At 60.0% G+C, this 19,146-nt stretch carries 20 protein-coding genes; 13 read left to right on the top strand and 7 right to left on the bottom strand.

The window, feature by feature from the left end; translation table 11 throughout:
- Positions 1–118: 118 nt before the first annotated feature.
- Positions 119–265 (bottom strand): hypothetical protein, encoded by a 147-nt coding sequence (locus AB1J88_RS15745; RefSeq protein ID WP_430291424.1) that lies wholly within the window; start codon positions 263–265, stop codon positions 119–121.
- 14 nt (positions 266–279) lie between these two features.
- Between AB1J88_RS15745 and AB1J88_RS15740 the strand changes: the two genes are divergently transcribed.
- From AB1J88_RS15740 to AB1J88_RS15720, 5 genes are all read left to right on the top strand, one after another.
- Positions 280–1,674 carry a PhoH family protein gene (locus AB1J88_RS15740; protein ID WP_041064814.1) on the top strand — a complete coding sequence of 465 codons (1,395 nt, stop codon included), beginning with the start codon at positions 280–282 and terminating at the stop codon, positions 1,672–1,674.
- A 249-nt stretch (positions 1,675–1,923) separates the two neighbouring features.
- Complete coding sequence (gene moaC / locus AB1J88_RS15735) at positions 1,924–2,397, top strand: cyclic pyranopterin monophosphate synthase MoaC (RefSeq protein WP_008080206.1); 474 nt, start codon at positions 1,924–1,926, stop codon at positions 2,395–2,397.
- A complete protein-coding gene (locus AB1J88_RS15730) occupies positions 2,394–2,636 on the top strand; it encodes a MoaD/ThiS family protein (protein WP_430291423.1) in 243 nt (80 codons plus the stop codon). Before moaC ends, AB1J88_RS15730 begins: the two co-directional genes overlap by 4 nt.
- Positions 2,637–2,639: 3 nt before the next feature.
- On the top strand, positions 2,640–3,092 hold the full coding sequence (gene moaE / locus AB1J88_RS15725; RefSeq protein ID WP_086792219.1) for a molybdopterin synthase catalytic subunit MoaE: 453 nt from the start codon (positions 2,640–2,642) through the stop codon (positions 3,090–3,092).
- Positions 3,093–3,361: 269 nt separating this feature from the next.
- Positions 3,362–4,138 (top strand): ABC transporter substrate-binding protein, encoded by a 777-nt coding sequence (locus AB1J88_RS15720; RefSeq protein WP_041064800.1) that lies wholly within the window; start codon positions 3,362–3,364, stop codon positions 4,136–4,138.
- A 123-nt stretch (positions 4,139–4,261) separates the two neighbouring features.
- Here AB1J88_RS15720 and AB1J88_RS15715 read toward each other — a convergent pair whose 3' ends face one another.
- The 5 genes from AB1J88_RS15715 to AB1J88_RS15695 form a co-directional block, all read right to left on the bottom strand.
- On the bottom strand, positions 4,262–4,888 hold the full coding sequence (locus AB1J88_RS15715; RefSeq protein ID WP_047292678.1) for a helix-turn-helix transcriptional regulator: 627 nt from the start codon (positions 4,886–4,888) through the stop codon (positions 4,262–4,264).
- A 93-nt stretch (positions 4,889–4,981) separates the two neighbouring features.
- Complete coding sequence (locus AB1J88_RS15710; RefSeq protein WP_430291422.1) at positions 4,982–6,109, bottom strand: NAD(P)/FAD-dependent oxidoreductase; 1,128 nt, start codon at positions 6,107–6,109, stop codon at positions 4,982–4,984.
- Between the two features lie 135 nt (positions 6,110–6,244).
- Positions 6,245–7,189: an ornithine cyclodeaminase family protein gene (locus tag AB1J88_RS15705; protein ID WP_430291421.1), complete on the bottom strand. Its 945-nt coding sequence runs from the start codon at positions 7,187–7,189 to the stop codon at positions 6,245–6,247.
- 137 nt (positions 7,190–7,326) lie between these two features.
- Positions 7,327–8,799, bottom strand: a complete 1,473-nt coding sequence (gene rhlB, locus AB1J88_RS15700) for an ATP-dependent RNA helicase RhlB (protein ID WP_430291420.1) — start codon at positions 8,797–8,799, stop codon at positions 7,327–7,329.
- Between the two features lie 96 nt (positions 8,800–8,895).
- The gene (locus tag AB1J88_RS15695) at positions 8,896–9,552 is read right to left on the bottom strand and encodes an alpha/beta hydrolase (RefSeq protein ID WP_430291419.1); all 657 of its coding nucleotides are present in this window, start codon (positions 9,550–9,552) and stop codon (positions 8,896–8,898) included.
- A 468-nt stretch (positions 9,553–10,020) separates the two neighbouring features.
- Between AB1J88_RS15695 and AB1J88_RS15690 the strand changes: the two genes are divergently transcribed.
- From AB1J88_RS15690 to AB1J88_RS15675, 4 genes are all read left to right on the top strand, one after another.
- Entirely contained in the window at positions 10,021–11,052 is a 1,032-nt protein-coding gene (locus AB1J88_RS15690; protein ID WP_007965188.1) for an amino acid ABC transporter substrate-binding protein, read from the top strand.
- Positions 11,053–11,117: 65 nt separating this feature from the next.
- Positions 11,118–12,299, top strand: a complete 1,182-nt coding sequence (locus AB1J88_RS15685; protein ID WP_430291418.1) for an amino acid ABC transporter permease — start codon at positions 11,118–11,120, stop codon at positions 12,297–12,299.
- Positions 12,300–12,309: 10 nt separating this feature from the next.
- A complete protein-coding gene (locus AB1J88_RS15680; protein WP_041064780.1) occupies positions 12,310–13,407 on the top strand; it encodes an amino acid ABC transporter permease in 1,098 nt (365 codons plus the stop codon).
- A gap of 13 nt (positions 13,408–13,420) precedes the next feature.
- Entirely contained in the window at positions 13,421–14,185 is a 765-nt protein-coding gene (locus tag AB1J88_RS15675) for an amino acid ABC transporter ATP-binding protein (protein ID WP_003221897.1), read from the top strand.
- A 69-nt stretch (positions 14,186–14,254) separates the two neighbouring features.
- On the opposite strand, the gene AB1J88_RS15670 is transcribed toward AB1J88_RS15675, so the two are convergent.
- On the bottom strand, positions 14,255–15,916 hold the full coding sequence (locus AB1J88_RS15670) for a S8 family peptidase (RefSeq protein WP_430291417.1): 1,662 nt from the start codon (positions 15,914–15,916) through the stop codon (positions 14,255–14,257).
- A 212-nt stretch (positions 15,917–16,128) separates the two neighbouring features.
- Here AB1J88_RS15670 and AB1J88_RS15665 point away from each other — a divergent pair, with 212 nt between their 5' ends.
- The 4 genes from AB1J88_RS15665 to AB1J88_RS15650 all read left to right on the top strand — a co-directional run bounded on the left by AB1J88_RS15665 (position 16,129) and on the right by AB1J88_RS15650 (position 19,070).
- Positions 16,129–16,788: a FadR/GntR family transcriptional regulator gene (locus tag AB1J88_RS15665; RefSeq protein ID WP_430291416.1), complete on the top strand. Its 660-nt coding sequence runs from the start codon at positions 16,129–16,131 to the stop codon at positions 16,786–16,788.
- Positions 16,778–18,064, top strand: a complete 1,287-nt coding sequence (locus tag AB1J88_RS15660) for a CynX/NimT family MFS transporter (protein ID WP_430291415.1) — start codon at positions 16,778–16,780, stop codon at positions 18,062–18,064. Before AB1J88_RS15665 ends, AB1J88_RS15660 begins: the two co-directional genes overlap by 11 nt.
- A 193-nt stretch (positions 18,065–18,257) precedes the next feature.
- Positions 18,258–18,728 (top strand): nuclear transport factor 2 family protein, encoded by a 471-nt coding sequence (locus tag AB1J88_RS15655; RefSeq protein WP_003221901.1) that lies wholly within the window; start codon positions 18,258–18,260, stop codon positions 18,726–18,728.
- Positions 18,729–18,767: 39 nt separating this feature from the next.
- Complete coding sequence (locus tag AB1J88_RS15650) at positions 18,768–19,070, top strand: GIY-YIG nuclease family protein (RefSeq protein ID WP_047292696.1); 303 nt, start codon at positions 18,768–18,770, stop codon at positions 19,068–19,070.
- Positions 19,071–19,146: the final 76 nt, after the last annotated feature.

The following is a 19,146-nucleotide window of genomic DNA, read 5'->3' as shown; positions in this document are numbered from 1 at the left end:
CAGGCGGACTTCCGACTTTAGCGGGGTCTGGACGGTCCGCCAAGGGCTTTTCGTCACTCTGCAAAATAAACTTAAAAAAACCGTCAAAGTGCTTTTTTATGTCATGGGTTTTGGAGTATTACGAAGACAGACCGCCGAAACCTGCAACACAGGTGGCGTCTTCCAAGACTCCTTTTGTGTGCAGTTCATCCAGGCCCTCGCGGATGAATTCGGCAGTCACTTCGAGGCGCAGCACCGCCCAGGTATTGCGTCGAATGGCTCCCACAAAGGTGACCGAGTATGGATGATCACGGACGTAGCCCTTCTTCCAACCAGCCAATCCTTTATGTACTCGATACCAACGTATTGATTCACGATCCAAATGCCCTGCTGAATTTCGAAGAACACCACGTCGCGATCCCGATGACCGTGCTTGAGGAGCTGGACAAGCTCAAGAGCGGCCATCACAGCGTTGCTGCCGAATGCCGCCAGGCGATCCGGCTGATCGACAAGACCCTGGGCGATGCCTCCCCCGAGGACGTCGAGCTGGGTGTGCCGATCCAGCGCGGCAAGGGTGGGCCGAAAGGCTTGCTGTCAATTCTGATGAGCAAGCAGGCCGAGTCGAACCTGATTCTGCCCGAGCACCTGAACGACAACAAAATCATCAACCAGTTGATCGACCTGCACACCCGTGATCCGCAGAAGGCGGTGGTGCTGGTCACCAAAGACATCAACATGCGCCTCAAGGCACGTGCCTGCGGCATCGATGCCGAGGACTACAGCACCGACCAACTGGTCGACGACGTGTCCCTGCTGCCCAACGGCTACCACAACATGACCGGCTCCTTCTGGGACCGCGTGAGCAAGGTCGATACCCGTCAGGATCACGGCCGCACCTGGCATCAGGTGCAGTTGATCGACAACCTGCCCGCGGTGCACATCAACGAGTTCATCATTGACGAACAAGGCTTTGTCGGCTGGATCAAGGAAATCCAGGAAGACAAGCTGCTGATCCTCGACTTGCACCAGGAACCGCTGCTGCACCAGGAAGCCTGGGGCCTCAAACCACGGGACATCTATCAGAGTCTGGCGCTCTACGCGCTGCTGGATCCGGACATTCATCTGGTCAACCTGTCGGGTGCTGCCGGTTCCGGTAAAACCATTCTGGCGCTGGCCGCGGCGATCGAGCAGACCATGGTCAGCAAGCGCTATCGCCGCATCATCGCGACCCGCAGCGTGCAGGGCCTGGACCAGGAGATCGGCTTCCTGCCCGGCACCGAAGCGGAAAAAATGGAGCCTTGGCTGGGCGCCATCACCGACAACCTCGAAGCCTTGCACATGGATGATGAAAACACCCATGGCAGCGTCGATTACATCCTCAGCAAAGTGCCGTTGCAGTTCAAATCGCTCAACTACATTCGCGGTCGCAGCTTCCAGCAGAGCCTGATCCTGATCGACGAATGCCAGAACCTTACGCCGCACCAGATGAAAACCATCATCACCCGGGCCGGCGCCGGTTCCAAAGTGGTGTGCCTGGGCAACCTGGCACAGATCGACACCCCTTACCTGTCCGCGACCAGCTCCGGGCTGACCTACCTGACCGAACGCTTCAAGGATTTCCCCAACGGGGTGCACATCACCCTGCAGGGCGTGCCACGCTCGATTCTGGCCGAATACGCCGAATCGCATTTGTAACCCTTCCAACAAAACCGGGCGGCCGCAAAGCCGCCCGGTTTTTTATGCCTGAACCACAAATCCCTTGATTGATGCACCACTGATCCGATGTAGGAGCTGCCGAAGGCTGCGATCTTTTGATCCTGCTTTAAAAATCAAAGTCAAAAGATCGCAGCCTGCGGCAGCTCCTACACAAAGAGCGTCATATTCGTGGATGCGGAAATTTGACCCACAGGTTTACAATCCACGCTCCTGATCAGGAGTAATCCCGTGCTGACTCATCTCGATTCCCAAGGTCGCGCCAACATGGTCGACGTCACCGAAAAAGCCGTGACATTCCGTGAGGCGACCGCCCAGGCGCTGGTGCGCATGCTGCCCGAAACCCTGCAGATGATCGTCAGCGGCGGCCACCCCAAGGGTGACGTGTTTGCCGTCGCTCGGATTGCCGGCATTCAGGCGGCGAAGAAAACCAGTGATCTAATCCCGTTGTGCCATCCGCTGATGCTCACCGGTGTCAAGGTCGAACTCAGTGCAGAAGGCGAAGACAGCGTACGCATCGTCGCCCGCTGCAAGCTCTCCGGGCAGACCGGCGTGGAGATGGAAGCACTGACCGCTGCCAGCGTTGCCGCGCTGACCATTTACGATATGTGCAAGGCCGTGGATCGGGGCATGACCATCGAAAGCGTGCGTTTGCTGGAAAAGGTCGGCGGCAAGAGCGGGCATTTTCAGGCGGAGCAACCATGAAACTGACGGTTAAATTCTTTGCGCGTTATCGTGAAGCGTTGGGCGTGGACTCGGTCAAGGTCGAAGGCGATTTCGCCACGGTCGACGATGTCCGTTCGCTGCTCGCGCAACGCGATGGCGCCGAGGTCTTGAGCGAGCAGAACCTGATGTGCGCGCGCAACGAAGACCTGTGCCAGCTCAACGAGCCGGTGAGCGACGGCGACGAAGTGGCGTTTTTTCCCACCGTGACCGGAGGCTGAGGCATGGCGATTCGTGTGCAGTCCACGGCGTTCGATCCCGGCGCTGAAGTCAACGCGATGCACGCGGCGAATGTCGGCGTTGGCGCGGTGGTGAGTTTTGTCGGCTACGTGCGCGACTTCAATGACGGGCTGGATGTGGCCGGGATGTTCCTCGAACACTATCCGGGCATGACCGAAAAGGCGTTGGCCAAGATTGCCGTCGAGGCCGAGCAGCGCTGGCCGCTGCTGAAGCTGGAAGTGCTGCACCGCATCGGCGCGCTGGAGCCGGGCGAGCCGATTGTGTTTGTCGGCGCGGCCAGCGCCCATCGCCAGGCGGCATTCGACGCCTGCGCCTTCGTCATGGACTACCTGAAAACCCGCGCGCCGTTCTGGAAAAAAGAGAACACCCGCGACGGCCCGCGCTGGGTCGAAGGGCGTGACAGCGATCATGCTGCGGCGGATCGCTGGAAGAAGTAATTTCTGCATCGCCCTCTAGTCAGCCATCGCTGGCAAGCCAGCTCCCACAGTGTTTTGTGTCATGCACATATTCATGTACACCTCTGAACCCTGTGGGAGCTGGCTTGCCAGCGATGAGGCCATCCGCAACACCAAATACCTTTCTTCAGCTAATTGACGATTTGTACGTGCGAGTCCAATATGGATTTATAAGTACAAAAAAGGCATTCCTCTTTCCAGCTCTTTTCTTCTGTCTTGCCAAACCAACAACAACCCGCGAGAGAACGAACATGAAGAAACTCCCCCTCATCACCGGTCTGGCCCTGAGCCTGTTGGCGTGCACCCATTCGTTTGCTGCGGAGAAAACCCTGCGCATCGGCATTGAGGCCGCTTATCCACCGTTCGCCTCGAAAACCGACAAGGGCGAGATCGTCGGTTTCGACTACGACATCGGCAACGCCCTGTGCGCGCAGATGAAGGTCAAGTGTGTGTGGGTCGAGGGTGAGTTCGATGGCCTGATCCCTTCGCTGAAAGTGAAGAAAATCGATATGGCGCTGTCGTCGATGACCATCAACGAAGACCGCAAGAAGTCGGTGGATTTCACCCACAAGTACTACTTCACTTCGTCGCGGCTGGTGATGAAGGAAGGCGCCACGGTCGACGACCAATACGCCAGCCTCAAGGGCAAGACCGTCGGTGTGCAGCGCGCGACCACCACCGACCGTTATGCCACCGAGGTGTTCGAGCCCAAGGGCATCATCGTCAAGCGCTATGGCAATAACGAAGAAATCTACATGGACCTGGCGGCAGGGCGGCTCGATGCGATTTTTGCCGACACCATTCCGCTGACCGACTTCCTGTCGATGCCACGCGGCAAGGGTTACGCGTTTGTCGGGCCGGAACTGAAGGATCCGAAGTACGTGGGCGAGGGCGCGGGGATTGCGGTGCGCAAGGGCAATACCGAGCTGGTCAGCGAGTTGAACACGGCCATCGACGGGATTCGTGCGAGTGGCGAATATCAGAAGATTTCCCAGAAGTACTTCAAGTCTGACATTTACGGCGACTGACAGCCCGCTATCGCTGGCAAGCCAGCTCCCACAGTGACCGAGTCGTGCACAGATTTTGTGTACACCAAAAAACTGTGGGAGCTGGCTTGCCAGCGATGGGGCCGGAACTGCCAATGCAGATCTTCAGCCCTTCAATTCCTTCAAATGCTTGTACACCGTCGCTCGCCCCATGTTCAGCACATTGGCCACATAGTTCGAGGCGCTCTTGCCCTTGAACGCGCCTTCGGCGTGCAGCGCCAGCACCAGTTCGCGCTTGTGATCGCGGGTCAGCAGATTCAGGCTCAGCTGGCGCTCGCGCAGCCAGGCGTGGAGGAAGGTGTTGATGCGTTCCTGCCAGTCATCGCGAAACAGTGAATCCGGCTGCGGGATCAGTTTGCTCGGCGACAGGAACAGGTCCAGCGCAGCCTTGGCATTCTCGAACAACGAAATATTCAGGTTGATGCACAGCACCGCCAGTGGCCGCTCTTCGCTGTCGCGCAGCACGGTGCTCAGGCTGCGTATCTTCTGGCCGTCCCAATTGAGCTTTTCGTACGGACCGATGTTGCGCTCACTGACCTCCTCGCTGAGCATGTCTTCAAGCGATGAATCGTCGCCGATCTCGCGTTTGGACAAGTTGTTGGCGATGTAGTCGACCTTCTGCGTGCGCAAGTCGTGCAGCACCACTTCGGCGTGGGGAAAGAACAGCGTGGCGATGGCGTCGGCGATGGCGCGGAAATTATCCAGTGCCGGATCGAATTCGGGGGCGGTCATGTTTGTGGAGCTCCAGGCAGCGTCAGCGCCCCCCGTGCACGGGGGCGCTGCGAGTGTGCCGCAATCCGTTGGGCGCGTCATCCGCCAAGGCGCTCAGCCGAGCCTTGCGAGGGAGAGCATGGCGCTGCTCAGGCCGAACTGCTGCAGATGTTCAGGCAAGGCTTCACCGCGTACCAATGCCGCACTGGCCTGGCCCATGGCCGGTGAGGTCTGAATACCGTAACCGCCTTGGGCCGCGACCCAGAACAGCCCGGGCACCTGCGGATCGAAACCGCTGAGCAGATCACCGTCGGCGACAAAGCTGCGCAAACCGGCCCAGGTGCGGGTCGGACGGCGGATGGTCAGGGTCGTGGCTTCTTCGATCTGGTAGATGCCCATGGCGATGTCCAGCTCTTCTGGCTGCACGTCGTGGGGTTCGACCGGGTCGGCGTTGGCCGGCGAGCCGAGGAACATCCCGGCGTCGGGCTTCATATAGAACGACTCATCGAGGCTGACCAGCATCGGCCAGTGATGAATGTCCACGCCCTCGGGACCGGCGAAAATGAACGCCGCGCGGCGCTTGGGTTGCAGGCCCAGCGCTTGTGCACCGGCCAGTGCGCCGATCTGGTCGGCCCAGGCGCCGGCGGCGTTGATGATGACCGGTGCGCTGAAAGTCTGACCGTTGGTCTGCACTTGCCACTGGCCGTCAGTGTCACGACGCAGGCCCAGCACTTCGCGATCGGTGTGCACTTGGCCGTTGTTGCGGCGGATACCGCGCAGGTAGCCCTGATGCAGGGCGTCGGTGTCGATGTCGCTGGCGGTCGGGTCGTAGATCGCGCCGTGGACTTTTTCCCGACGCAGTATTGGCAGGCGAGCGCAGGCTTCATCGGCGCTGAGCAGTTGCATTTCCGGCACCGTGGCTTTGGCACTGAGGTACTGGTTGTTCAGCTCGGCGGCATCACCGGTGAAATCCACGGTCATTTCGCCGCGTGGCGTGAGCAATGGGTGCTCGCAAAAGCCGCTCGGCGGATGGTCGAAGAACGCACGGCTGGCCAGTGTCAACGCCCGCACCTGCGGCGTGCCGTAGGCGGCGGTATAGAGCGCCGCGGAACGTCCGGTGGAGTGATAGGCCGGGTGTGATTCGCGTTCGAGCACGATCACTCTGGCGTGGCGCGACAGCCAGAAACCGGTGGAAGCGCCGGCAATCCCGCCGCCGATGATGATGAAATCTGCCTGGCTCATGAAATCTCCCAATTTATCTGGAATCCTGTAGGAGCTGACGAGTGAAACGAGGCTGCGATCTTTTGATCTTGTCTTCTGAAAATCAAAAGATCGCAGCCTCGTTTTACTCGTCAGCTCCTACAAGGGATCGAGGTGTCAGTGCTTGAGGTGATAAATCGCATTGGCCAGCGCAATGTCTTCCAGGCCCAGGCCTATTGAACGGAAAAATACGTGACGGTCGTAACCGGGACGCGGCACTTTCTCGCTGAGCAGATCGGCCAGGTCGCCGATGATCAAATCCTTGTTCCAGCCATGCTGATCGGCGGCGATCAGCATTTCACCCGCCGAGCCCGGCGTGGTCAGCCGATAGTCACAGAACACCTGCATGTCGCCCAAGCTCTGTGGGGGCACCTCATGGGCGCGCGGAGCGTTGGTGCTGATGGAGGTGATCAGCGCCGGTTTGCTCAAGCTGGCCGGGTCGATGACCGGGCCGGCGGATGACGTGCAGAGCATGATCACGTCCGCGTCCGTGAAGGCGACATCGCGGCTGTCGGCAATCTTCACCCCGGGGTAGATCTCTTTCAGCAGCGCCCGGGTTTCAGCGTCTTCAGACAGACTCGGCGAATACACGCTGATGCGCTGCCAGTCGCGCAGCCCTTTCACGTAATGCAGATGCGCCTGGGCAACCTTGCCGCTGCCGATGATCGCCAGTCGTGTGGCATTCAGCGGGGCGAGGGCATCGACCGCCACGGCGGTGGTCGCAGCGGTACGGGCGGTGGTCAGTTCGCCGGCGTCGCACAGCAGCAGTGGCTGGCCGGTTTGCATTGACATCAACAGCGTCCACGCTGTCACCAGTGGCCCTTGCTCGCGGACGATGTACGGCGAGGTTTTTACGCCGTACACGCCGTCCTCGGCCAGCACCCCCAGATAATTGATGAAGTCGCCGGCGCCCTGCGGGAACTCCACCAGTTGCTGCGCTGGTTGTACGGCGTGGCCGGCGGCAAGGTCGCGAAACAGTTTGCGCAGGATCTGTGGCACGTCGATGTGCGCCAGCAGCTCGCGGGCCTGGGTGTGGTCGATCACGTAGGGTGTACTGGACATGTCAGGCTCCGCAGTCTGGATATAAACTAATTTGTCCATTATGGACTTTTAGTTTTCTATCGCAAGCGCCTGGTGAAAACGCCGAGCAAAAAAAAGCGCAGTCCGTTGCCGGCTGCGCTTTTTGCGTTAGAAGTGGCTTACTGCGGCTGCGGACGCTTGCGTTCGACTGCGCGCAGCAGGTGCGTCGGCGGTGTTTCGCAACTGATCTTGCGGCCGAGCTTCTCTTCGATGGACGGCAACTGGTACGAGTCGTCCTCACCGGCGAAGCTGATCGACACGCCATCGGCGCCCGCGCGACCGGTACGGCCGATGCGGTGTACGTAATCGTCCGGGACTTCCGGGAGGGTGAAGTTGATCACGTGGCTGATGCCGTCGATGTGGATGCCGCGACCGGCGACATCGGTGGCCACCAGCACGCGGATCTTGCCTTCGCGGAAGCCTTCCAGGGTCTTGATGCGCTTGTGCTGCGGCACGTCGCCGGACAGTTGCGCAGCGTTGATGCCGTCACGCACCAGACGCTCTTCGATGCGGCGCACTTCGTCCTTGCGGTTGGCGAAGACGATCACGCGCTCCCAGCCGTTGTCGTTGACCAGGTTGAACAGCAATTTGTACTTGTCCGCACCGGCTACCGCGTAGATGTGCTGCTCGACGTTTTCGTTGGCCACGTTGGTGACTTCGATTTCGACGATTGCCGGATCGGTGGTCCATTGCTTGGCCAGGTTCATCACGTCTTCGGTGAAGGTCGCGGAGAACAGCAGGGTCTGACGCTCGGACTTCGGCGGGGTCTGGCGAATGATCTGTCGCACTTGCGGGATGAAACCCATGTCGAGCATGCGGTCGGCTTCGTCCAGCACCATCACTTCGACCATGTCCAGGTGCACGTCGCCGCGCTGGTTGAAGTCGAGCAGACGGCCCGGAGTGGCGACGAGAATGTCGCAGTGGCGCGCTTCGAGGTGCTTGAGCTGTTTGTCGAAGTCCATGCCGCCAACGAACGTCATGACGTTGAGGCCGGTGTACTTGGTCAGGTCGGCAGCATCCTTGGCGATCTGCACCACCAGCTCACGGGTCGGCGCGATGATCAGTGCACGGGGTTCGCCCATGTAGCGTTCTTTCGGCGGCGGGGTCTGCAACAGCTGGGTGATGATCGAGATCAGGAACGCGGCCGTCTTGCCGGTACCGGTCTGCGCGCGGCCGATGGCGTCTTTGCCGGCGAGGGTGAAACCCAGCACCTGCGCCTGAATCGGTGTGCAGTATGGAAAGCCCAGGTCCTGAATGGCGTGCATCAGTTCCGGAGCGAGTTTGAAATCGTGGAAGCGGGTTTTGCCTTCCTGGGGTTCGACGACGAAATCTTCGAGTTTCCAGGGAATGACCGGTGCCTTGGGCTTCGGTTCACGGCGCGGCCGAGGCGGTTTCGGTGCTTCGGCGCGGACAGATTCGGTGGCGATGGCAGGCTGCGGCTCGGGCTGGGGTGTCGCTACCGGTGCCGGACGTTCGGCTTTGGGCGCATCGCTGCGAGGGCCGGGGGCGCGTGAGGGCGCACTGGGGGCTGGCGCGAGCTGCTCAGCCTCGCTTTTGCCGAACATTTTCTTGAGTGCTTTGAGCACGGTCATCTCATCAATTGGTTAAGGAATGTACGCCGGCCAGTGTAATGCAAGAAGCGGGCTCGGCGTAGTGGGATGATCAAAGGGACGTTCGAACTGAAACGATCAACGCAGGTGTTCACCCAGCCAGACCCCGATGTCGCGAATTTCTTCGGGTAACACTTCATGCTCCATTGGGTATTCCTGCCATGTCACGGTGACACCATGCTTCAGCAGATGCTCATAGGCGCTGCGTCCCATGGAGTTCTGCACCACGCCATCGAACTGGCCGTGCAGGCACAGCGCAGGAATACGCTGCTGACTGGCTGAAAGCTCCATTTCATCGGTGAAGGTCGGGGCATAAGTGGACAGGGCAAGTACGCCACCCAACGGACCTTGCCACTTTATATAAGCGGTGTGCAGAACAACGGCGCCACCCTGGGAAAACCCGGCGAGAAAAATCCGCGAGGCGTCTATTCCGCTGGCGCGCTCCTTTTCGATCAATTCGATGATGCGATCCGCCGACGCTTCCAACTGCTCACGGTCAATCGACCGCGCCGGACTCATTGCTTTTATGTCGTACCAGCTCGGCATCGCGTAACCGCCGTTGATGGTGACGGACAGGGTTGGCGCTTGCGGTAATACGAAGCGCGTACTCAGCAGGCTTTCCTGCAGCGCTTCGGCGACCGGCAGAAAGTCATAGCGATCCGCGCCGAGACCGTGCAGCCAGATCACGCAGGCGTCTGCGGGCTTTTGGGGTTGAAGAATCAGGGGCTCGGTCATGGCTGCTCCAAAAATGTGCGGGCGCTCTCATTAAGTGCGTGATTGAGGTGCGCGCCCGGTCGATCCGTTAAGAAGATGTCGCAAGGCTACAAGTTTTGCTATTGACCTGTCGCGCAATCGCTTCGGCAGGCGGTGTGGTACGGGCTTTGCTATGGCTCTAAGCGTGCAACCGATCTCGCGTGTGGCGGTAACACTATCAGTGTACGTCGTGCGAAGGGATTGCAAAGAATCCGGTGATGGATGTTCGCCAATGGCCGCTACGGGCAACGCGAACGTGAAAGGGCTACAGCCCGTTCGGCCGACTGGTGAGAAGTGAGTTGTCCATGATGTGGATTTTCTCCTACTAGACTCATAGCGAAGGTCTTACGTCGGTTGACCCCAAAAAAAGCCAACACGGGTCAACAACGCCTCAAAAGGGTGCGACTGGACTCAAGCTCCGACACAACAAGAGCAAAACTGGAGGTTTGAATGAAGATGTTGAAATCCACTCTGGCGGTCGTGACTGCTGCAGCAGTACTCGGCGTCAGCGGGTTCGCTCAGGCGGGTGCAACCCTGGATGCCGTGCAGAAGAAAGGTTTCGTGCAATGCGGCGTGAGCGACGGTCTGCCGGGTTTCTCGGTGCCGGACGCCTCGGGCAAGATTCTCGGGATCGACGCTGACGTTTGCCGCGCTGTGGCCGCTGCCGTATTCGGCGACGCCAACAAGGTCAAGTTCAGCCAGTTGAACGCCAAGGAGCGCTTCACCGCGCTGCAGTCCGGCGAAATCGACCTGCTCTCGCGCAACACCACCATGACCAGCTCGCGTGACGCCGGCATGGGCCTGAAATTCCCGGGCTTCATCACTTACTACGACGGTGTGGGCTTCCTGGCCAACAACAAGCTGGGCGTGAAAAGTGCCAAGGAACTGGACGGTGCAACCATCTGCATCCAGGCCGGTACCACCACCGAACTGAACGTCTCCGACTACTTCCGCGCCAACGGCCTGAAGTACACCCCGATCACCTTCGACACCTCCGATGAAAGCGCCAAGTCGCTGGAATCCGGTCGTTGCGACGTGCTGACCTCCGACAAGTCGCAGCTGTACGCCCAGCGCAGCAAACTGGCGTCGCCGAAAGACTACGTGGTGCTGCCGGAAACCATCTCCAAAGAACCACTGGGCCCGGTCGTGCGTAACGGCGACGACGAGTGGCTGGCGATCGTTCGCTGGGTTGGCTACGCGCTGCTGAACACTGAAGAAGCCGGCGTGACCTCGAAAAACGTGCTGGAAGAAGCCAAATCCACCAAGAACCCGGACGTCGCTCGTCTGCTGGGTGCTGACGGTGAATACGGCAAAGACCTGAAACTGCCGAAGGACTGGGTTGTGAAAATCGTTTCGCAGGTCGGTAACTACGGTGAAATCTTCGAGAAAAACCTCGGCAAGAGCACTCCGCTGGAAATCGACCGTGGCCTGAACGCGCTGTGGACCAACGGCGGCATTCAGTACGCACCACCAGTGCGCTAATGGTTCTATCACCCGGCGGGCCAACCGCCGGGTGATGTTCTGTTCCATTTTTTCCGGGGCACTTCATGCAAAATTCAATCGGCGCACCAAAGCAGAGGTTCAGCCTCAGCGATCCGCGAGTGCGTGCGTGGCTGTTTCAGATCATCACCGTCGTGGCGGTGGTCGCCATGGGCTGGTATCTGTTCGACAACACCCAGACCAACCTGCAGCACCGGGGCATCACCTCCGGTTTCGACTTTCTCGAGCGCAGTGCCGGGTTCGGCATCGCTCAGCACCTGATCTCCTACACCGAAGCGGACAGTTACGCTCGGGTATTCGTGATCGGCCTGCTCAACACGCTGTTGGTGACCTTCATCGGCGTGATCCTGGCGACCCTGCTGGGCTTCATCATCGGTGTGGCGCGGCTGTCGCCGAACTGGATCATCAGCAAACTGGCGACCGTGTATGTGGAAGTGTTCCGCAACATTCCGCCGCTGCTGCAGATCCTGTTCTGGTACTTCGCGGTGTTCCTGACCATGCCGGGACCGCGCAACAGCCACAACTTCGGCGACACCTTCTTTGTCAGCAGCCGGGGCCTGAACATGCCGGCCGCGCAAATGGCTGACGGCTTCTGGGCATTCTTCATCAGCGTGGTGCTGACCATCATCGCCATCGTGCTGATGTGCCGCTGGGCCAACAAGCGATTCGAAGACACCGGCGAACCATTCCACAAGTTCTGGACCGGCCTGGCGATCCTGCTGGTGATCCCGACCTTGTGCGCGCTGATTTTCGGTGCACCCCTGCACTGGGAAATGCCGCAACTCAAGGGCTTCAACTTCGTTGGTGGCTGGGTGCTGATCCCGGAACTGCTGGCGTTGACCCTGGCGTTGACCGTGTACACCGCAGCATTCATCGCGGAAATCGTCCGTTCCGGGATCAAGTCGGTCAGCCATGGCCAGACCGAAGCGGCGCGTTCGCTCGGCTTGCGCAACGGCCCGACCCTGCGCAAGGTGATCATTCCGCAAGCCCTGCGGGTCATCATTCCGCCGCTGACCAGCCAATACCTGAACCTGGCGAAGAACTCGTCGCTGGCCGCTGGTATCGGTTATCCGGAAATGGTTTCGCTGTTCGCCGGCACCGTGCTCAACCAGACCGGCCAGGCCATCGAAGTCATTGCCATCACCATGAGCGTGTACCTGGCGATCAGTATCAGCATTTCCCTGCTGATGAACTGGTACAACAAGCGCATTGCGCTGATCGAGCGGTGAGGAAACGCGCATGACAACCCATACTTTCAAACCCGACATGCCACCACCGGCCAAGGTTTTCGGCCCGATGGCGTGGATACGCGCCAATATGTTCTCCAGCTGGCTCAACACGCTGCTGACCCTGTTTGCGTTTTACCTGATTTATCTCGTCGTGCCGCCGATCCTCAGCTGGGCGATCCTCGACGCCAACTGGGTCGGCACCACCCGCGCCGACTGCACCAAGGACGGCGCCTGCTGGGTGTTCATTCAGCAGCGTTTCGGCCAGTTCATGTACGGCTACTACCCGGTGGAACTGCGCTGGCGTGTAGACCTCACTGTTTGGCTGGCAGTGCTCGGCGTGGCGCCGCTGTTCATCTCGCGCTTCCCGCGTAAAGCGGTGTACGGTCTGAGTTTCCTTGTGATCTACCCGATCGTCGCCTGGTGCCTGCTGCATGGCGGCGTGTTCGGCCTCGATGCCGTGGCGACCAGCCAGTGGGGCGGCCTGATGCTGACCCTGGTCATCGCCACCGTCGGTATCGCCGGCGCCTTGCCGCTGGGGATCATTCTGGCACTGGGCCGTCGCTCGAACATGCCGGCGATTCGCGTGGTCTGCGTGACGTTCATCGAGTTCTGGCGCGGCGTGCCGTTGATTACGGTGCTGTTCATGTCCTCGGTGATGCTGCCGCTGTTCCTGCCCGAAGGCATGAACTTCGACAAGCTGCTGCGGGCGCTGATCGGGGTGATTCTGTTCCAGTCGGCCTACGTCGCCGAAGTGGTGCGCGGCGGTCTGCAAGCGATCCCCAAAGGGCAGTACGAAGCGGCTGCGGCGATGGGGCTCGGTTACTGGCGCGCCATGGGGCTGGTGATTCTGCCGCAAGCCCTGAAGCTGGTGATCCCGGGCATCGTCAACACCTTCATTGCGCTGTTCAAGGACACCAGCCTTGTGATCATCATCGGCCTGTTCGACCTGCTCAACAGCGTCAAGCAAGCCGCTGCCGATCCGAAATGGCTGGGCATGGCCACCGAAGGCTACGTATTCGCCGCCCTGGTGTTCTGGATTTTCTGTTTTGGTATGTCGCGCTATTCCATGCATCTGGAACGTAAGCTCGACACTGGCCACAAGCGTTAGGAGTTCTCTGTAAATGAGCGAAGCAATCAAAAAGCCTGTGGGCCCTGAAGGCATTATCCAGATGCAGGGCGTGAACAAGTGGTACGGCCAGTTCCACGTGCTGAAAGACATCAACCTCAACGTCAAACAGGGCGAGCGTATCGTTCTGTGCGGCCCGTCGGGTTCCGGCAAATCGACCACCATCCGCTGCCTCAATCGCCTGGAAGAACACCAGCAGGGCCGCATCGTGGTTGATGGCGTGGAGCTGACCAACGACCTCAAGCAGATCGAAGCGATCCGCCGCGAAGTCGGCATGGTCTTCCAGCACTTCAACCTGTTCCCGCACCTGACCATCCTGCAGAACTGCACGCTGGCGCCGATGTGGGTGCGCAAGATGCCCAAGCGCAAGGCCGAGGAAATCGCCATGCATTACCTGGAGCGCGTACGCATTCCGGAGCAGGCGCATAAATTCCCGGGGCAGTTGTCCGGCGGTCAGCAACAGCGTGTGGCGATTGCCCGCGCGCTGTGCATGAAACCGAAAATCATGCTGTTCGACGAACCGACCTCGGCACTCGACCCGGAGATGGTGAAAGAGGTGCTCGACACCATGATCGGCCTCGCCGAAGACGGCATGACCATGCTCTGCGTGACCCACGAAATGGGCTTCGCCCGCACCGTGGCCAACCGAGTGATCTTCATGGACAAGGGTGAAATCGTCGAACAGGCGGCGCCGAACGACTTCTTCGACAACCCGCAAAATGACCGCACCAAACTGTTCCTGAGCCAGATCCTGCATTGATCGCTTGAGACGTTCGCCTGACAAAAAGCCCTGCCGGTATGCCGACAGGGCTTTTTTCATGGAGGAAAATCAACTCGCATTGGCTTTGAGCTCAAGTGCCAACTGCACGGCACGCAGTGCATTGAGTCGACCGTGCCCGTAGTAGTGACTGTGGCCGTTTTTGTCGTACTGGCCGAGCGGCCCGTCATCGGGGTGGCCGATCTTGTCGCAACAATCGGCAAGAATCTGCCGTACCGCAGTGCGATCAAGCTCAGGGTTGACGCCGAGCACCAGTGCAGCGATGCCCGCAGCGCCAGGGCAGGCGCTGGAGGTACCGCTGAAGGCCTCGGTATAGGCCGGCAATGTGGCTGCGACAAACTTTGCGCTCAAATCGGTGGTGCGGATACCCCGGGTCTGCGGGATCGAGGTTGCAGGCTTGAACTTCGGATCGGGGTGTTGCTGATCTCCGCTGGGAAAGCAGCACCAGACGGACTTGCCATAATCACTGTAGGCACTGCGCCGGTTCTGATCGTTGCAGGCCCCTACCGCAATGATCTCTGGGTGGCTGGCGTAGCCATCGTTATCGGCGCATTCGTTACCGTTTCCCGCGCCAAAAAAGATCACACAGCCTTTGCCATTGCGGCCCTTGGTGGCGGCGTATTCGATTGCCAGCCGTGTACTGGCAGCCAAGGGAAACACTTGCGTGTGACGCGGATCCGCCGGATCGGCCCAATGACCTTCAGCCGGCCCCCAGCTGCAGGAAATAACGTCCGCTCCCTGATCGGCGGCCCAGAAAAAGGCGTCGGCCTCCGCGCGTGCTCCCAAGGGTTTGGTGAGTTTCAACGGCATCAGGCTGGCCTTGGGGGCGACACCGCTGGCGCCGTCCTGACCATTGGCGCAAGCCACTCCGGCAGCGGCCGTACCGTGGCGCTCCAGGGCGTTCAGTGGGCGCGGGCCCCCTTTGGCGTTACGTCGGTCAAAGTTCTTTGCGCCGACCACTTTGCCTTCTCCGGAAAATTCGGGATGGTCGATATCAAACGCGTCATCGATGACGGCGATCACGATGCCTTCGCCCTGCGCGAGCTTATGTGCGTCTTCGACGTTGGCGCTGGCATCGATTTCAACCTGATAGGTCACGGTGGTTTTCTTCAGGTGCCACTGATTGGCATGGATCGCTCGGCGTTGACCCTGTCGCAGCAATTCCGGATGGCAGTACTCGACCTCGTCGCGTTCCAGCCATTTACCGGTGAGGGTACAGATATCGATGCCATGAGTGCCGGGGTGATGGACAAAGAAAGCATTGGTTGCATAAGGCACCTGTTGTTTGATCATCAGCCCCAGCTCTTCAAGTATGACCATGCACTCGGTGGCTTTCAGCGAATCGACGAACTTCAAAAAGACATTTTCGGTATAGAGCACAGGCTCCTGAGTGACGGGTTCCACCAGCACACTGCCGGCGAAGCGCACGTCGGGCAATTCGCGCAACAGCGCCTTGCGGTGCGATGTGTCCGAGTGTTCAGGCAGTTTGAAAACCTGCACATCAGCGTCCTCGATATGCATCAAAAGCTCACAGCCCTCCAGCGCGGTGTGAGCGGACTTACAGCAAAGTGTTTGAGCCAACGGCGTTCCTGCGTGGCTGCGGACCGCCAGCAATTGGCGATTTTTCTGCAGAACAAAAGGGCGGTCGTGCTGCTTGCCGAAATTGACTTCTACCATGAGCGTTGCATCTTCCTTTGGATAATGACGGGGCAAAACGCCCCTGGATCAATGTCCAGAGTCTGCAGTCCGGCGTCTGCAAGTGATGTCGGCACTATTCCCGCGACGTGTGGGAAATCACTTTTCCTGTCAGCGGCTTTTACAGCTTGCCAAGTAGGATTGATGTCTCGGTTGGGGTTGTGTGCGGCACCTGAGCTGACTACCATGTCAGAAAATTCATCCTATGATTGGATGAAAGGGCGAATTTCATGACAGACACCTCACCTTTGATCAAGCGATCCCTGGTCGATCAGGCCCTGGATCAGTTGCGCCAGCGCATCACCGATGGCGTGTGGCAGATCGGCGAACGGCTGCCGACGGAGCCTGAGCTGTGCGCCGAGCTGGGCATCAGCCGCAACACCGTGCGTGAAGCCATGCGCGTGTTGGCGTTTTCCGGGTTGATCGAAATCCGGCAGGGCGATGGCAGTTATTTGCGCGCGGTGGTGGATCCGATGGACACGCTCAAGGCGTTGTCCCGTTGCTCGCTGGAGCAGGCGCGCGAGACCCGGCACATTCTCGAAGTCGAGGCGATTGGCCTGGCCGCGCTGCGTCGCACCGATGAAGATCTCACCGCATTGCGCGCAGCGCTTGGCACCAGCGGCAGCCACTACCACGGCGATCTCGACACTTACATTGCCTGCGATCTGGTGTTCCACCGCCGTCTGGTGGACGCCGCGCACAACCCCACCCTCAGCGAGCTGTATCGCTATTTTTCCAGCATCGTCGGCGCGCAATTGCGCCAGACGCTGAACATCGTCCCGCGCCGTCAGGAAGTGTTCGACCTGCACATCGAGTTGCTCGATGCGGTCGAACAACGCGACCCGGAACGGGCCAAAGCCATATCGAGGCAGTTGATCAATGAACCTTGAAAGCGAGAAAAACTTTTCAACCCCCAAGCGCACGGCGGAGCTCGAAGAGCTGCTGATCGACGCCGAGGCCGACGACGAACACGTGCAGCAAAGCCACCCGCTGGTGCGCCGGCCATGGCTGTTGCTGCTGGGGCTGATTCTGGTGGCGCTGAACCTGCGCCCGGCGCTGTCGAGCATGGCGCCGTTGCTCAGCGAAGTGTCGAAAAGCCTTGGCCTGTCTGCGGCGCAGGCCGGTTTGCTGACCACGTTGCCGGTGTTGTGCCTGGGACTGTTCGCGCCGCTGGCGCCGATTCTGGCGCGGCGTTTCGGCGCCGAACGGGTGGTGCTGGGGATTCTGCTGACCCTGGCCGCCGGGATCATTGTGCGCAGCAACTTCGGTGAGATCGGGCTGTTCGCCGGCAGTGTGCTTGGTGGCGCGAGCATCGGCATCATCGGTGTATTGCTGCCGGGCATTGTCAAACGCGACTTCGCCAAACACGCCGGAACCATGACCGGCGTCTACACCATGGCCCTGTGCCTGGGCGCGGCAATGGCAGCGGGTTCCACCGTGCCATTGAGCGAACACTTCGACCACAGCTGGGCGCTGGGCCTGGGTTTCTGGGTGATCCCGGCGCTGGTGGCAGCGCTGTTCTGGCTGCCGCAGGTCGGGCAGAAACACGGCGCGCACAACGTCGCCTATCGGGTGAAAGGTCTGCTGCGCGATCCGCTGGCCTGGCAAGTGACCTTGTACATGGGCCTGCAATCGTCGCTGGCGTACATCGTGTTCGGCTGGTTGCCGTCGATCCTGATCGGCCGCGGGCTGACCCCGACCCAGGCCGGCCTGGTGCTGTCCGGCTCGGTGATCATCCAGCTCGCCAGTTCACTGGCTGCACCGTGGCTGGCGACCCGTGGCAAGGACCAGCGCCTGGCGATCGTGGTGGTGATGGCGCTGACCCTCGGTGGTCTGTTCGGTTGCCTGTATGCACCGATTGAAGGACTCTGGGGCTGGGCGATTCTGTTGGGGCTGGGGCAGGGCGGTACGTTCAGTCTGGCGCTGACCCTGATCGTGCTGCGCTCGCGGGATTCGCACGTGGCGGCGAACCTGTCGAGCATGTCCCAGGGCTTCGGCTACACCTTGGCGTCGATGGGGCCGTTCGCCGTCGGCGTGGTGCATGACTGGACTGGCGGCTGGAATGCCGTGGGCTGGATTTTCGGCATCATCGGCACCGGTGCGATCATTGCCGGGCTGGGTGCCGGCCGGGCGCTGTACGTGCAAGTGCAAAGCGAGAAAATCTGACACCTGTAGGAGCTGCGGCACGCTGCGATCTTTTGATGTTGATCTTGACGGTCTTGAAGATCAAAAGATCGCAGCGTGCCGCAGCTCCTACAGGATTTGTGTGCTCCGGGTATTCGGTGCACGAATGCCGATAGTGTTTCTGCGATTTGCAGCTTATCGTGCTGGCAATCTGTCCATTCCCCGGAGTTTGCCCATGAGCGAAGCCCACGCCGCCCTGATCACCCGCTTCTACCAAGCCTTCCAGCGCCTCGACGCCGAGGCCATGGCCGCGTGCTATACCGACGATGTGGTGTTCAGCGATCCGGCCTTCGGTGAACTGCGCGGGCGCGATGCCGGCGACATGTGGCGCATGCTCACCACTCGCGCCAAGGACTTTTCCTTGACCTTCGACAATGTCCGCGCCGACGAGCGCAGCGGTGGCGCGCATTGGGTGGCGACGTATCTGTTCAGCCAGACCGGCAACGTGGTGATCAACGATATTCAGGCGCGCTTCGTCTTTCGTGACGGCAAGATCTGCGAGCACCACGACCATTTCGACCTGTGGCGCTGGTCGCGTCAGGCGTTGGGTTTCAAGGGCTTGCTGCTGGGCTGGACACCGCTGGTACGCAACGCCGTCCGGGCGCAGGCGCTGAAAGGGCTGAAGGCATTTCAGGCCGGTCGCTGATAAGATCGCGGCCTGTTTCCTACACGTCCAGATCCCGAAGTGACCAGCCTCAGCGAAAAACCGGTTGATGTTGTCGAACCCGTGAGCAAGTCCTGGTTCGTCTACCTCGTGCGCGCGGCCAATGGCTCGCTGTACTGCGGGATCAGCGACGATCCGGTGCGGCGCTTTGCCAAGCATCAGAGCGGCAAGGGTGCGCGGTTCTTCCTGTCCAGCCCGGCGATGGCGCTAGTCTACACCGAACGTTGCCGCGACAAGAGCGATGCGTTGCGTCAGGAACGCTTGATCAAGAAGCTGCGCAAGAGCGCCAAGGAATGTCTGGTCGCGTCTTATCAATCTGACTGATCGGTTCCCATCAGCCAGATCTGTAGGCTGCTAATCAAATGCACGCTAAGCTGCCAATTCACTTTCTGTGCGGCGG

The sequence above is a fragment of the Pseudomonas sp. S8 genome (genome assembly GCF_050473925.1).
Taxonomy (GTDB): Bacteria; Pseudomonadota; Gammaproteobacteria; order Pseudomonadales; family Pseudomonadaceae; genus Aquipseudomonas; species Aquipseudomonas parakoreensis.
This window is presented reverse-complemented; position numbering and strand designations above follow the sequence as displayed.